The sequence below is a fragment of the Paulownia witches'-broom phytoplasma genome (assembly GCF_019396865.1).
GTDB lineage: Bacteria > Bacillota_I > Bacilli_A > Acholeplasmatales > Acholeplasmataceae > Phytoplasma > Phytoplasma asteris.
In genome coordinates, this window is the sequence record NZ_CP066882.1 from 220425 (window position 1) to 235957 (window position 15533).

19 protein-coding genes are annotated in these 15533 nt (G+C 25.5%); 17 read left to right on the forward strand and 2 right to left on the reverse strand.

Annotated features, from left to right (window positions below; genetic code table 11):
• Window positions 1-15 precede the first annotated feature (15 nt).
• The 17 genes from HGD80_RS01115 (at window position 16) to HGD80_RS01185 (ending at window position 13649) form a co-directional block, all read left to right on the forward strand.
• Window positions 16-336, forward strand: a complete 321-nt coding sequence (locus tag HGD80_RS01115; protein ID WP_219475216.1) for a hypothetical protein — start codon at window positions 16-18, stop codon at window positions 334-336.
• A gap of 2 nt (window positions 337-338) precedes the next feature.
• The gene (locus tag HGD80_RS01120) at window positions 339-956 is read left to right on the forward strand and encodes a hypothetical protein (protein WP_225904398.1); all 618 of its coding nucleotides are present in this window, start codon (window positions 339-341) and stop codon (window positions 954-956) included.
• 58 nt (window positions 957-1014) lie between these two features.
• A complete protein-coding gene (locus HGD80_RS01125) occupies window positions 1015-2235 on the forward strand; it encodes an AAA family ATPase (protein WP_219475218.1) in 1221 nt (406 codons plus the stop codon).
• Window positions 2236-2341: 106 nt separating this feature from the next.
• Window positions 2342-4000 (forward strand): DNA double-strand break repair protein Rad50, encoded by a 1659-nt coding sequence (locus tag HGD80_RS01130; protein ID WP_219475220.1) that lies wholly within the window; start codon window positions 2342-2344, stop codon window positions 3998-4000.
• Between the two features lie 125 nt (window positions 4001-4125).
• Entirely contained in the window at window positions 4126-4959 is an 834-nt protein-coding gene (locus HGD80_RS01135; protein WP_219475221.1) for a coiled-coil domain-containing protein, read from the forward strand.
• A gap of 24 nt (window positions 4960-4983) precedes the next feature.
• On the forward strand, window positions 4984-5328 hold the full coding sequence (locus tag HGD80_RS01140; RefSeq protein WP_219475223.1) for an SVM family protein: 345 nt from the start codon (window positions 4984-4986) through the stop codon (window positions 5326-5328).
• A 33-nt stretch (window positions 5329-5361) separates the two neighbouring features.
• Window positions 5362-5487: a hypothetical protein gene (locus HGD80_RS05340; RefSeq protein ID WP_264081092.1), complete on the forward strand. Its 126-nt coding sequence runs from the start codon at window positions 5362-5364 to the stop codon at window positions 5485-5487.
• Between the two features lie 24 nt (window positions 5488-5511).
• The gene (locus HGD80_RS01145; RefSeq protein ID WP_219475223.1) at window positions 5512-5856 is read left to right on the forward strand and encodes an SVM family protein; all 345 of its coding nucleotides are present in this window, start codon (window positions 5512-5514) and stop codon (window positions 5854-5856) included.
• Between the two features lie 33 nt (window positions 5857-5889).
• Complete coding sequence (locus tag HGD80_RS05345; protein WP_264081093.1) at window positions 5890-6015, forward strand: hypothetical protein; 126 nt, start codon at window positions 5890-5892, stop codon at window positions 6013-6015.
• A gap of 118 nt (window positions 6016-6133) precedes the next feature.
• The gene (locus HGD80_RS01150; protein ID WP_264081094.1) at window positions 6134-6523 is read left to right on the forward strand and encodes a hypothetical protein; all 390 of its coding nucleotides are present in this window, start codon (window positions 6134-6136) and stop codon (window positions 6521-6523) included.
• A gap of 75 nt (window positions 6524-6598) precedes the next feature.
• The gene (locus tag HGD80_RS01155; RefSeq protein WP_121463809.1) at window positions 6599-6967 is read left to right on the forward strand and encodes an SVM family protein; all 369 of its coding nucleotides are present in this window, start codon (window positions 6599-6601) and stop codon (window positions 6965-6967) included.
• Window positions 6968-7196: 229 nt separating this feature from the next.
• Window positions 7197-8498 carry a hypothetical protein gene (locus tag HGD80_RS01160; protein ID WP_219475224.1) on the forward strand — a complete coding sequence of 434 codons (1302 nt, stop codon included), beginning with the start codon at window positions 7197-7199 and terminating at the stop codon, window positions 8496-8498.
• 172 nt (window positions 8499-8670) lie between these two features.
• Window positions 8671-8991, forward strand: coding sequence for a hypothetical protein (locus tag HGD80_RS01165; RefSeq protein WP_219475226.1), 321 nt, complete (start codon window positions 8671-8673; stop codon window positions 8989-8991).
• Window positions 8975-10183 carry a DpnII family type II restriction endonuclease gene (locus HGD80_RS01170; RefSeq protein ID WP_219475227.1) on the forward strand — a complete coding sequence of 403 codons (1209 nt, stop codon included), beginning with the start codon at window positions 8975-8977 and terminating at the stop codon, window positions 10181-10183. Before HGD80_RS01165 ends, HGD80_RS01170 begins: the two co-directional genes overlap by 17 nt.
• Before the next feature lie 218 nt (window positions 10184-10401).
• Window positions 10402-10818 (forward strand): Panacea domain-containing protein, encoded by a 417-nt coding sequence (locus tag HGD80_RS01175; RefSeq protein WP_219475229.1) that lies wholly within the window; start codon window positions 10402-10404, stop codon window positions 10816-10818.
• Between the two features lie 176 nt (window positions 10819-10994).
• The gene (locus tag HGD80_RS01180; protein WP_219475232.1) at window positions 10995-11492 is read left to right on the forward strand and encodes a hypothetical protein; all 498 of its coding nucleotides are present in this window, start codon (window positions 10995-10997) and stop codon (window positions 11490-11492) included.
• Window positions 11493-12707: 1215 nt separating this feature from the next.
• A complete protein-coding gene (locus HGD80_RS01185) occupies window positions 12708-13649 on the forward strand; it encodes an IS3 family transposase (protein ID WP_219475589.1) in 942 nt (313 codons plus the stop codon).
• Window positions 13650-14424: 775 nt separating this feature from the next.
• Here the strand turns inward: HGD80_RS01185 and HGD80_RS01190 are convergent.
• Both HGD80_RS01190 and HGD80_RS01195 read right to left on the reverse strand, forming a co-directional pair.
• The gene (locus HGD80_RS01190; protein ID WP_219475234.1) at window positions 14425-14805 is read right to left on the reverse strand and encodes a hypothetical protein; all 381 of its coding nucleotides are present in this window, start codon (window positions 14803-14805) and stop codon (window positions 14425-14427) included.
• A 210-nt stretch (window positions 14806-15015) separates the two neighbouring features.
• Entirely contained in the window at window positions 15016-15261 is a 246-nt protein-coding gene (locus tag HGD80_RS01195) for a hypothetical protein (protein WP_219475236.1), read from the reverse strand.
• Between the last annotated feature and the right edge of the window lie 272 nt (window positions 15262-15533).

Genomic DNA, 15533 nt, shown 5'->3' on the forward strand with positions numbered 1-15533 from the left:
CAAAGGAGAAAAAACATGATCAAAAAAATAATAAAAACCAAAAAAACAAATAAAAAATCAACCGAATTAAAAAATAAAAAAGTAATAAATTCAAAATCAAGTCCACCAAGCAAAACAATGGTAGTAAAAGTACCAACCACCCCAGAAAAACAACCAACTCAAACAACTTCCAATAACAACAAAGTCAATTTATTAAAAACATTTCAATTTTTAACTATCGTTTTATATTTTATTTTACATGTCAACGTTATTTATTACCAAAAACAAATCCCTTGGTTAACCACAGGTATAAATAATTTAATTGATATCATTAAATCAACCTTAGGAGGTAAATAATCATGAAAAAAACAAACCAAAATCAAAATAACAAAATTATAATTGTCCTGACAATTTTAATTTGTTCTTGTTTTGCAATTAGTTCTTGCGTGGCTCTTAATAATTATTTCTCACGCCAAAGACAAGAAAACATTAAATTAATGAGTAAAAATGATGCCCCTTTATTTGAAGTAAATAGAGTAAGCGGTAATAATGAAGATAAAACCCTTATCCCTTTGCCTATGCCTAATTTAAATCCAAATAAATTTCATCACACAGTGACTATCAATCATCAAGCCATTTTGAAAACAAATGGATTTGACATTAGTGTTCCTTTATATCTAAAAATAACTCCAAAATATGACACTCATAACACTTTTTTAAATCCTGAACCACTCTTTAACTTAGAAGTTAAAAATAATAACACACTCTATGATGACACCAATCGCAAACAAATGGTTATCGATAATGATGGCAAATGCAATATCAATATTCAAATTAAATTAGAACAAAACGACTTTGTTCAAGCAACAAATCCACAATTAACCTTAGTTCTTGACTATGAATTAGTGGATAAAAATGGAAACACATTTAGCGGTAGTGGCACCACTCTAAAAAACAAAATTACAAATTTAGCTTAAATAAAAAAATAAGACTAAGTTAAGAAAACTTAGTCTTATTTTAGAAAGGAAATAAATTATGAAAAACAAAAAACAAACTTCCACCCAACCACTTTTCTTAAAAGCAATGACAATCATCATTTTGTTTCTTTTATTTTGGTTAGCAACTTATGTCTGGATTCATCACCAAACTTTAAGTCAAACCGAAAAACAAATTATTTCTTTTAAAAAAAAATTAGAAGCCACCCAAACTTTAAGTGAAGAACAAAAAAATATATTAAAGCAAGAATTACAACAAGCAGAAACCAAAAAGAAAGAACAAACTGAAGAAATTGATAATAATTCTTCAACAAACCCAAAACAATTAAAAGCAGAAGGAGTTGTTTTTCAACCTGCTGACTCTCAAAAATTTATAGGTTTTGACAAATTAATTGGGTTTAAAGAAGAATTAAAAGCAGTTCAAGGATTTATTGATTATTTAAAAAACCCTGAAAACTACCAAGGTATTGGTGACGTGGAACCTCCATTAGGTATCTTGTTATACGGAGTTCCAGGAACAGGGAAAACTACTCTTGCGAGAGCTTTAGCTAAAGAAACCAATCTCCCATTCTTTGAAGTAAGTAGCTCTTTATTTTCACAAAAATATAAAGGCTTAGCTCCACAAATGGTTAAAGATTTATTTGAAGCAGCTAGAGAAGAAGCTGAAAAAAACAATGGTGCCATTATCTTTTTAGATGAATGTGAAACTATTTTTACTGATTTAAGTTCATTAGAAACAGGATCCGAAATCGCTAATGTAGTAAATCAATTCAAAACTGAAATGACATCATTTGAAAACGACCCTGATAAACCAATTTTTATTATTGGTGCAACAAATCACGAAGAACAAATTGACGAAGCAATTAAATCACGTTTTACTTACAACATTGAAGTAAAACCAGGAAATAAAGAAGAAAGAAAACAATTCTTAGAATTTTTAATTGAAAAACGCAAAAACCCTTATAGCGACGAAGCTAAACAATATTTATTTACAGTTATCAATGAAGCCTTGGAAAGAACGCCATACAATCAACAATTCTTAAAAGCTAATCGAACCTTAGAAAACATACTAAAAACAACAGTAAGTATTTTCGCACGAAATAGAGGAACGAAAGAAAATAAAAGAGAGTCTGTTAACAAAGATGATCTAAAACAAGCTTATCAAATGATTGTTCCTCAAAATAGTGATATATTAGACCAAATCGAAGAAAATATCACAAACCTAAACAAACCAATAAATTCACCACCTACAGGAACATAATAAACTACAGCCACTTTAAAAAGTGGCTTATTTTTACAAAACAAACATAAAGAAAAATAATAAATAACTAAAAACAAAAAACCAAAAGAAAGGAGGTGTTAATTATATGTTAACACCATTAGATTTAATTAAAAATTATTTTACCTTTAAATCGTATTTACCTTGGATTTTAATAGTTCCTACACTTGTTGGTTCTTTTTTCTTTATTAAAAGAAAAATTAATCAATATCAAAATACTAAAACAACCACAAAAAACCTCGAAAATACTACAACAAAACAACCTCTAACCTGGAAAGGTTATTTACTAATATTTTTAATTTTTATAACAATATTAGGTTTCATTTATTTTTGTTTTTTCCATCAACCAAAAGAACCATCAAGTAAATACGCCAATCAATTAATCGACCAAATCGATAAAGCAATTGACAAATACGATGAAACAATTAATAATTATCACGGCCTTAAAGGCGACTGGGAAAAAGAATTAAACAAAGTTGAAACCGAATTAAAAGAATTATATAAAGCCAAAGAAATAACCCAAGAGCAAAAAGAAAAAATAAAAGAAGCCTTAGATAAAAACGAAGGAAAAATTAAAGAACTAAAAGAACAATTAAAAGATAATACAGGTAATATCGCTATCCTAAAAGGTAAACTTTTACAATTAGAACAAGACAAAGAAGCCAAAGAAAAAGAAATTAAACAAAAACAAGAAGAAGAAAAATTAGCATCCCCCGATGACAAAATAAGATTACAAGCTGAAATATCTAAATTACAAGACGAAGAAATTGAAATAATCAAACAAATTAGACAAGTTAAAATTGAAATCGGCAAATTAGAAGCCGCCCAAAAAAAGTATGAAGATATGCTATCTAACGCTATCAAACTAAAAGAGTCAATACAACGCGATTTTAATGAATTAACATCAGGCGAACAACAACTTTTCACTAAAATCAAAAACGAGGAGGATCGTAGAGCTGAAATTCAAAAAAACATTGATGAAATCGATGTCAAAACAGCAACTATCGAAATAGAAAGAAAACAATTAGAAATTTTACGCCAAGGTGCAGAAACAGCCAAAACTGCTCTTGATGACTGGGATAAAAAACACGAATTTAGTTTTGGCAACCTTCGAGACGCGCTTTTTCAAGGTGCAGAACTTTATTTAGATGCCTTTGGAGGACGTATCGCGCTAACAGCAACTGGCGGTGGTATAACTAAAAAAGTAGCTGGAGGCATAGCAAAAGCAGGATTAATAATTCACGAAACTCATCGAGTAATTAATTTAGCCAAAGACCTATTTGTTAATGAAGATGGAACACCTAAAATGATGTCAAAAGAAACTTATGACTCTATTTGTTCGCGTATTGACCGAGATAAAGACAAACTTGATGCCGATTACAAAGACTATAAAAAGAAAAAAGAAGAATATGAAACTCGTCAAGAAACTGTAAATTTAAAGAAAGAAATACAAACAGAGAAAAACCAATTAACTGAATTTAAACAACAAGACGAATCTGTAATCAAAGAATACACAACCATAACCGAAGATTTAACAAACAAACTAAAAGAAGTTTCGAATCCAGAAAATTTATTTAAAAAACACGTTAATTTAAAACAACAACTAGAACAAAAAAACGAAGAAATCGAAACCGCAAAAGAAGAATTAAAACAAAAAAATCCTAGTTACGCTCGCGCTCAAAAACGCTACGAAGAAAAACAAAAAGAAAAACGATATGCTAAATTTTGTCAACCAATTACTAATTAATAATCATTAAATTTAACCTAATAACTTTTTTATTGGACATTTAATATATAAAATTGTATAATAGTGATATATTCATATTTCAATATTTGATAATAATCACTATTATCGGAAAGGAAATGAAATTTATGAATAATAATTTTTTTAAAAAATGTTTAGTAACTATCGCGATTATTTCACTTCTTGGATTGTTATTATTAATTTGTCTTTACCAAAGAACTAACGATATTAAAAAAGAACGAGAATTAGGAAAATCACCATCATTAAAACATGAATTTAATCAATCAACACCTTCAAGACCCCAACGCGAAACCGAACCTCCAAAACTTAAATTTAAAACAACTCAATCTCATTTCAACCAAGTTGAAGCTTATGTTCTTTCAGAAACTGATGACAAATCTTTATTACCAAATAATCTTTCCCAAGAAGAAAAAATAGAAATTGATAAAATTAGAAAATCTTGGGAACAAATTTTAGGATTTATAAAAAAAGATCAAAAAAACATCGATGAATACCAACAAAAATGTGATAATTATAATCACGAAATTAAAGAAATTAAAGATAAATTTCCTTCATTAAAAACTCAACAAACTAATTTACAAAAAAAACACGATGACAAAGTACAAGAAATCAATCAAGTAAAATCACAATTACAAAATAAAAAATCACAACTGCAAACTCAAGGAATATCAATTTATAATAATCCTGAAATTGATAAATTACAAGCTGAAATATCTAAATTACAAGACGAAGAAATTGAAATAATCAAACAAATTAGACAAGTTAAAATTGAAATCGGCAAATTAGAAGCCGCCCAAAAAAAGTATGAAGATATGCTATCTAACGCTATAAAACTAAGAGATTCATTACAACGAGATTATGATAAATCTCAAAAAGATGATCAAAAACAAACCATCTCCTCCCTTAAATCCCTCTATAATATCACCTCAACTGAGAAATAAAAAAATTAAAGGAGTTATGAATTAATGTTTAAATTAAAAAAACATTTACTTTTATTTAAAATAGTTTTGTTTTTGGTTTTGGGATTATTTTTAATTGCTAACAATCATCAAGTCATGGCAATGGAAAACAACAAAGGAAAACAAATTTTAAATGATGAACCGAGCGATCAAGAAATTAATAATTTTTTTAAATTAGTAAAAAAAAGTCAAGAAAATATCAAACAACTAAAACAAAAATACCCTCATTTAAAAAATGCTTCCATAAAAGAAATAGAAAATTTCTTATCTTTTAACATAAACCAACAACAAACAAATAATAACAATAAAAAACGAAAATTAGATTTAAATACAATTCCAGAAGAAAACTAAAATTTTAATAGACTCTCATAAAGAGAGTCTTTTGTGTTATCTCAATTCAAACTAAAATATTCAATAAAACACAATTATGATAAATCTCAAAAAGATTATCAAAACCAAACAATCACCGACCTTCAAAAACTTTACGACATCGCCTCAGCTGAGAAATAAAAAAATTAAAGGAGTTATGAATTAATGTTTAAATTAAAAAAACATTTACTTTTATTTAAAATAGTTTTGTTTTTGGTTTTGGGATTATTTTTAATTGCTAACAATCATCAAGTCATGGCAATGGAAAACAACAAAGGAAAACAAATTTTAAATGATGAACCGAGCGATCAAGAAATTAATAATTTTTTTAAATTAGTAAAAAAAAGTCAAGAAAATATCAAACAACTAAAACAAAAATACCCTCATTTAAAAAATGCTTCCATAAAAGAAATAGAAAATTTCTTATCTTTTAACATAAACCAACAACAAACAAATAATAACAATAAAAAACGAAAATTAGATTTAAATACAATTCCAGAAGAAAACTAAAATTTTAATAGACTCTCATAAAGAGAGTCTTTTGTGTTATCTCAATTCAAACTAAAATATTCAATAAAACACAATTATGATAAATCTCAAAAAGATTATCAAAACCAAACAATCACCGACCTTCAAAAACTTTACGACATCACCTCAGCTGAGAAATAAAAAAATTAAAGGAGTTATGAATTAATGTTTAAATTAAAAAACATTTACTTTTATTTAAAATAGTTTTATTCGTTTTTTAGGATTATTTTTAATTACTAACAATCATCAAGTCATGGCAATGGATGATAATAGTTCTTCATCGCAAAATAATAATTACATTTTAAATAATTCTTGTGATTTTTTTTTAGAAACGCAATCAGTTTTTATTAATGAACGAAATTGGCAACTCGCTGGAACATGGAAAAATGTAGTTTTAAAGATTCAAAATATGAATAAAAATATAAATCCAGAATCCTATCAAATATTATTTTCATTATCCATGAAATTAGGTTCGTTAATTCAAATTACTGAACAACAAGGAAAATTAATTTATGAATTAAAAGAAATTAGAAAAAAAATTATAACCTCAATAAACATGAGACAAAATCCACAAGATTTATTAAAACAAGAAGAAGAAAAACGCGTTAAATTCCATGACTTAGATAAACAATTTTTTTCAATTAAATAAATATTATAAATAATAATTTTGCAAAAAAAAAGCAATTAGAAGAATAAATAAATAAATAAGGAGTTATAAGTTAAAATGATGCAAATAAAAAATAAATTACATCTTTTACCATTATTTTTAATGAGTTTTTTAGGATTATTCGCTTTCATCAATATTAATCCAGTTATGGCAACGGATCCAAAACTTCCAGAAACTAGTAGCAGGCAACCTGTTAATCAGAACTTTACTATTGAAGAAAACATAATTAATTTAAAACAGAAAATTTATGATAATGCAACCAAAATAACAAACATAGATAAAGAATTACAAGGAAGTATCACTGATAATCAAAAAGAAAATCTCTTAAAATTAAAAGAAAATTACAAACAATTAATTGATAATCAAAAAGAACAATTAAAAACTTATAAAAACCTTTTAAACAATTTAAATGATGAAAATAACTAAAAATATTATCAACATAAAAATTATCTTTTTTATAAAAAACCCCTTTCCAAAAGGGGTTTTTTTATTTAACCATACTTACTCATCCAAATAACAAGACTTCTTTAAACAAGAGTCTTTTTTTTATCCCTTTTTACCATTTGTCAGGCAAGAATAATTAAAAAAGAATTAGGAGGTTATTAAATAATGTCTAAAGTAATTAAAATTCCCTGTATCTAAAAAATTAATAATTATGTTATTAATTATTAATTTCAATTTTGTCCTTTCCATCAATGCTCATTCTTCTTTTTTTCATAATCAAAACGAAACCAAAATTAAATTAGCAGATTACCAAACCCTCCAACAAGAATGGTTAACCTTCCAACCTAAAATGAAAAGGTATGATATCAGCGTTTTATCCAAAAAAAGTATCCCTGAAATCCTAAAATATTTCAACATTGAATTTGATGAACGTGATTTACCAGAACCTGCCTACAATGATTATGCCGAAGGTTACTTCTGGTGGTTCCTAAAAGATCCGCCAGAAGGACTCATGGATGTCTATTTTAAACCCCGCTCTAATCCCTTTAATATTAAATATCCTTCTTTTGATAATAAATACACTTTAGAAGATCTCTTAAAATACGAAATCGCTATCGAAGAAGCTTTCGTATTTTGGGATGCTCAACAAAAAACTCAGGAAGAAAAGGTCAATGTGGAATTAATCAACATCAATCTCTTTGTTGACCAAAGTAAAGAAGAAGCGATTAATAATTACTTAATCAAAAACCAAATTATCAACCAACCCAAACTAATTAAATTAGGTTGTTATAACATAACCCCTGATACGGGTTTGGTAGCACCTTTGCCATCAGATGATTGGTATGGTTTTAAAATTGAGGCTGTATATTTCGATGATGGAATCCGCCTCCTCCCCCAACTAACTTATACCATTGAAGATTTGCTGAAATTATCAAATGGTGCTAAAAATGTTTATCTTTTCACTTTTAACACCCAAAAAAGAATTAAAAGCATCGAATTACCTGATGCTATTGATCCTTACCAAGCCATTCGAACATGGAAAAGAGATAATAATTTATTTGATTATGAAGGTGAATTTATACGCCAAACTGGTAGCATGAAAGTGGTATTGTCAACATCTCCAAATAGAAAAGAGACTATATCGTGTGAACTTCTCCAATTTCAAAATATTTTTGAAACCAAAAAGGAAAAATTTATTATTTCTTGTAAAGATGAAAAAGCCAAAGAACGTATTTTCAATAATTATAGTTCTGAATATATTAATTGGTTAAAGCAATGTTGCATTATATCTGGCAATTATTATACAGGCGACGAAGTCCGAAATAAATTTGGACGTTTTTCCCGAACCATTTATGATGAAAATGGTAACACCCATTATTATAAATATGTTGGGGGATTTTTCTTTGATAATTGGTATATTGACGGCAATGAATGCGCTCGCACATATAACCATCATTTAGATACTATACCACCACCCAAGAAACATCAATGGATATATATTAATTGGTATTAAGACCTTATAACGAAGGTCTTTTTTCATTTTGGGGGTTTTTTGTTAAAATCAAAAAAAATATTAAGATAATTGGGGTTAATGATGCAAAAATTAAATTATTTCTAAACTAAACTCCCTCTATGAAATCACACCAACTGAGGGATAAATAAAAATAAGGAGTTATAAGTTAAAAATGAACCAAACTATGATGCAATATTTAAGAAGAAAGAAGGGTAAAAAAATGAAAAATAAAATTCAATTCGGTCAATTTTTTACTAAAAAACAAAATTGGTTCACAAAACCATTAGAAGAATTTATTTTTGATAATTTAAAAGAAAATCATATTATCTTAGATCCCTTCGCTGGCGAAGGGGATATTTTAAATTTTTTAAAATATTATTTTAAAAATAAAATTAATAATTTAAATTTTATAGGGTATGACATTGATAAGAAATTTGTTAAATATAAAATGAATGATTCTTTAAAAAATATACCTTATGAAAAAAAAACATAAATATTTTATATCAACAAATCCTCCGTATTTAGCAAAGAATAGTTGTTATCGTAAAAAATATACACAAACTTATAAAGACTATTTTAAAACATCTAATTTTGATGATCTTTATTTATTAGCTTTAAGTAAGATGATATCCACAAATCAACCAGGTTTTGCAATTGTCCCAGAAACTTTTATTAATTCAAAATTTGATAAAACCAATGTTAACAGAATTATTATCATTGAACCCAATCCTTTTGAAGATACTACCGTACCTATTTGTATTGTTTGTTTTAATGGCACCAAATTAGAAAAACAAATTATTTATAAAAATGACGATAAAATTGGTTCTTTACAAGAATTAAAAAAATTAAAAATTTTTGTTAAAGAAAAAAGTGAGTTTTTAAAAAAATTACGATTTAACGATGTTAATGGATTTATTGCGTTGTTGGGTGTAGATTCCACAAATCCTGAAAAAAAAATTAAATTCATTCATAAAAATAAATTAAAATATAATATTTCAAATATAAAAACTTCGTCTCGTGCGATTACTATAGTTAACAGTGAAGAATTTAAATATTTAGATGATTCAAAAATTGAAAAAATAATTATTAACGCAAATCAAATTTTAAATATATTTAGAACACAAACTAAGGATGTTTTGTTGTCTCCATTCAAAGGAAATAACAAAGATAATCAACGTAGACGTAGGTTAGATTTTCATTTAGCTAGAAATATTTTAACAAAGGCTTTTATTGATTGTTGTAATAATATAAATGAGGATAGCATTTATGAAAAAGATATAAATTATAAAACAAAATATAAAGAACAATTAAAACAAAATTTGGAAAATTTCAATATTAAAGATAAAAAAACTTTAAATAAAATTAAAAAATTTTGTGAAAAATTTAATTTTATTCAAGAAGAAGTAGAAACATCAATTAAACATAATAATATAAATTATCTTTTAGAATGTAGTTTTTTTAACACTTCAGGCTCCAAAATTAATAGCGAATTAAAACGTTTGGTAGAATTTAGTAAAACTATCAATAAATTTAAAAATATTCAATTTATTTATGTGATAGAAGGTCCAGGTTTGAAAAAAAACACATCTTTGTTGGAAAAAACCTTAACGGAAACCAATGTTTTATTCAATATCCATCGTTTTCAAGAATTTTTAAAAAAAATAAAACAAAATTGTATTTTTTAACTCATCGATCTAATAAATTAAACACACACCCATTAAGATTAATTTTTACAACAAACATTATAATTATATTTTGTAATTGAATAAAACTATTTTTAAAAAACACCAAACACATTTAATACCATAAAAAGGTTCCTTTAAGAGGAACCTTTTTTTATTTAATACCCAAAAAATGATTACAACAAAAAAAGTTCATCAAAAAATAAAGTAAGGAGAATGAAATGAAATATCAAATTAAAAAACTATTGAAGCAACTTAATAAATTAAAAAAAGAATTAGGGTTAATTAAACAATTGTGTTATAATACCAATATGCAAAATTATTATAAAAAGGGGCAAGCAATGCAAAAACAAATTCAAATTGATATCCTAGATGTAGCACAATATATTATTAATTATCAAAATAAAAGTGATTATACTAAAATGAAACTTCAAAAGTTGGTTTTTTTAGTTTATTGTAAGTATTATGTAGATTATAAAAAAGAATTATTTCCTAATGATTTCGAAGCATGGGAGTATGGTCCTGTTTCCCCAAAGTTATATTTAAAAACTTTATCTTATACTTCTGGATTTCAAAAAAGTGATCAAATAAAAGAAAATTTTAAAGAAGATTGTTTTACTTCTGAACAAAAAAAATAATAAATCATATATTAAAGCGATATGGAAGCCGAACTTCAAGTTTTTTAGTTAAATTAACTCATAAAGATCTATCACCATGGTGTAATTGTTTTATCTCAAAAGATTGGAATTTAAATTCTATTACGAATGAAGTTATTTTAAAATATTATTCTAAAAAGGGCAATGCAATTTAAATTATGATAAAAATCAAAGCAATTCAAGAAAATATTGAAAAAATCCAAATGATATATTTTGTTAACAAATGTTTTTGTTTAGATTTTGATAAATTAAAAAATAAACTTTTAAAATTTTTTAATAACAAAACGTTTGATGAAATTAAAAAAACCAAACATTGTAAATTGTTAAAAGAACCTTTAAGTAAAATAAAAAAATTTTGTAATTTAACAAACGATATTAAAGATCTTCTTTCTGAACAAAATATTTTTAAAATAAGTATTGATAAATGTCAACGAGTTATTGGTTATTTTATTAAACAACAAGATATTTGGTATTTTAATGTTTTTTTATATGATCCTTTTCATAAATATAATTTTTGTGAATCTAACAAAAATTTAAATCAAATTGCTTTGAAACATCTTTATAAGTTTTTGCAAATTAGTAATTTAACTTATGATACAATTCAAAAATTAGTTTATAAGCATCGTAATCTAAGAAAGATTTTAAAAAAACAGTGAATTAAAAAAATATTTATATTATTAATATCAACCCCGAGATTGAAAAAACGACATCTACGGAACTATTATTACAAATTGGGAGCAAATACACGCTTAATTACAGCAGCCTAACCAACTGCCACGGACTTGATTATTCCGTGAGGTCATGCGGTCGGTCAACCAAACGAAAGAATGGCGGATTAAGCAGAACCTAAAAGTGGTTAAAAAATGAAAGCTACAAAATCCCAAATGCCTCTTAAACGCATTATTTTGCCCCTCTCGCTTTGATTTAATTCCAATTAGGGTGAATTATAAAACCCTAGTCTTAATTTATGCCCCCTTTAAATTCAATTTAATGAAAAAGCAGTCCTCAAAACCCTAGGAAAACACTTACTTTTATTTTTTCCAATTTTGACATAAATTAAAACGAATCATTTTTTTAACCTAATTTAGACCCCCTCAAATGAGGGGTCATTTTTTTATTTTTAAGGGAGATTTTTTTGATCGTTTTTTGACAACTTTTTTTCATTTTTTTGTCTCTTTCAGGAAAAATCGCTAGTGTTTATGATAGTTATATTACCATTTAACCCTGTTATTATCTGGCATAACCGACCTAAAATCAAAAACTCCGCATTATTGTGTAAAAAAATGAACCCCATGTCGTTTTATAGGAGAGTTTTTCATTTTTTCGACCTATATATATAATGTACATCTTTCTTATTAGGTTAAACCCGTGGGTAAACCTAAACACCAATTCAAAAAGCCCTCCAAGGCTGTTTTGAATTGGGTTGTGATAGATAATACTTAATTCGGGTTTAACCTAATAAGAAAGATTTATCATTAATATTAAATATAATAATATTAATGATAATAATTAAATATAAAAACCCTTGATAGGTTTTTATATTTAATTATAAATAATAAATTTATTATATTATATCATGACATATAATGTTTAGATAAAATATATTATCTAACCATGTGCCCGTCAAATTAAAAAATTTAACGGTCAAATTAAAAAACCCCTAAATCCCCAAAGGGGACTTCATAGGACAAGGGTAATAGTTAATTGTAGTGTACTTCGGCTGGCCGCCTACTTCGCTCTGCTCGTCTTAGAATACTAATCATATTATATAATAATTTAATAAATATATTTTAAAATTAATTTTTAATGCATTTTTTAGTTATAATTATTTTTGTAATGAATAAAAAATATTAAGATAATTGGGGTTAATGATGCAAAAATTAAAGAAAAAAATAAAATTATTACAAAATATGGTTTCTCACATTCAAACTATTAATAAAAAAATAGTTTTTAAACTGGTTAAACAATTTGCAAAAGACCTAAATTTAACTACCATTTTAAAAACAATTCGTATTAATCGAAGTACTTATTATTATTGGCTAAAAATTGAAAAAAAGTTAAAATTAAAAGAAACAAAGCATATTTTGCAACAACAACGTATTCAAACTTTATGTTTACAACATGAATATTTTTACGGTCATCGTAAAATTACTGATTTATACCAAGAAATTTTTAATGAATTTATTACTAAGAAAAAAGTTTATCTTATCATGAAAGAAAATAATATTTGTTTTAAGTTAAGGCCTAAAAAAAATAAATATTATTATAAAAATTTAGAATCTAACCTCAAAGTAGTCCCAAATTTAATTAATCAAAACTTTACTACCTCCCAACCCATGAAAAAACTATTTACCGATATTACTTATTTTCCCACTCCCCAAGGATTTATTTATTTTTCCTGTATTATTGATTCTTTTAATAATCAAATTATTGCCTCCCACACTTCAAACCGACAAAATAAAGAATTAATTTTAAATACAATCAAAAAAATCCCTACTTTAAAAAACCCTTGTATTATTCATTCAGACCAAGGTAAAGTTTATCAATCTCTAAAAGTACAAAAAGTTTTAACTAAAAAAGGGTTTTTAATTAGTATGTCTCGTAAAGCAACCCCACGTGATAACGCTGTCATTGAAAATCTTTTTGGCCAGATGAAAAGTATTTTATTCAACCAACATCCCTTTTTATTCCAAAAAACACCAAGTAAAATCAAAAAAATTATCAACCAATTCCCTTCTTTTTGGAATAATAAATGGTTATTAACTAAATTAAACAATTTATCTCCTTTGCAATACTTTCAAACTTTTAGATAAATATTTAATTATGGATATATAAAATTATAACCTTTGGAAAAAGGTTGTTTTGTTGTACATTTTTTTCTATAAAAATCACAAATTCCGCATTATTGTGTAAAAAAATGAACCCCATGTCGTTTTATAGGAGAGTTTTTCATTTTTTCGACCTATATATATAGTGTAGGGATAAAATATTAAAAAAAATATCTTTTGAAACTAGCAAATTATGAAAAAACATTAGACACTTTTTAAGTTTAATGAAATTATTTGTTAGTTTGAAAAGATAAGAAATTATCTATTTAATTTTAAGTCTTAAAGAGTAATTTTGAAATAAAAAAGTGTCTAAAAAAACGGAACACCTCAAGATTCAGATTTATTTTTATTAAAAAATTGATTTTTTTTAAAAGTTTGTATAAATGCAGGTTCGGGTTTAGATTCGTCTTCTTGAAATTCTTCATCCATAAAGATTTGTTTGAATTTATTTATAAATGCATTTTGTTATTGTGGATTTCTAATTGGTGGTAAATAACGGTCATTTGCTCTGTCTTGCAACAATTTATCGAGTTTATCGTTTTGCAAGTTTTTACTTTGTAGGTTTGGTTCTTCTTTTTCAAATTGATGTTTAAGTGATTCATCTTTTGAAAGAGAATCAATTATATTTAAAAATCTAACTGTTTTAGAAAATAAATCATCATATTCAAAAGAAGGTTTTTTTCTTTATTTGCTTTTTCAATTCCTTTTAACATTGACATTAAAGAAATAAGATGATGTTGAGTTTGATAAAAAGTAGTTTCTAAATATAAAATAGAATTTTGGCCTGCAAAACAATTTTTTTTATTTCTTCTTTTTTATAGTCTAATAAATGTTTTAATTCAAAGTAATATTTACTTATTTTTTTAATAGCTAATAAAAGATATTTAGTTTTAATAAGGGTTACTTGAAATAATAAAGCATCTCTTTCTTTTTTAACCATAGGATAAAAAGTTGTTTTAAATTCGCTGTCTATGCAATTTTTCCATTGTTGACAAGTTTGACATTTTTTAAAATGGTTTTGGGGTTTTTCGCTATATTGGTATATATCAAAAGATTCAAGTTTTTTATTAAATTTATTTAAACATTTTATTTGTGATTCTAATTCTTTTATTTCTTCTATTAAATGTTTGTGTTCTTTCACTAAAGGACTTAAGTTTTCTTGAACATTTGTAATTTGAGTTTGAATTGGGGGAAGTTCGTTATTTGTAATATTATTGATTTGAGTTTGATTAGATTGAACGGCGCTTTATATATTTCCAATTCGTTCTTGAATATCACTATTATTCCTTCTTATTTCTTCTAAATTGCTTTCTGAGTAATTTTTTGATGTAGAATTTGGTTCGTTTTGGATTTAATTTCCCAAATTTGTAATTTGTCCTTGCAAAGTAGTATTGTTATTTTTTAAAGTTTCTAAATTGTTTTCTAATTGTGTTTTTTTGCTTTTTGCTTCTAATTCTTGATTTTTCAAAGGAATTATTTGATTATGTAATTCGTCTTTATTATTTACTTTTTGATTCTTTTCTGTTGTTAAATTCTCTATCTTTTCTTTATTTTGAGCTTGTTTATCTTCAATATAATCTTTTCTTTTTCTTTCCAAATAATCAGTTTCTAATTTATTTTTAGGAATTTCATTAAAGTTATTTTTAATTATTTCATTATCTAATTTAATTATTTTTATATTATTTTCTTCTAATGATGTTTCTTCTAAAATATCATTGACTTTATTAATAGTTTGTTCTACATTTAATTTATCATAATCCAGACTAAATGTTTCTGGTGCAACAAAAGGATATGGGGGATTATATGTAGTTTCTAAATGAGTTTGAGGTAGTGTTTTTGTTTTTTTAAACCATCCAAAAGGATCAATAA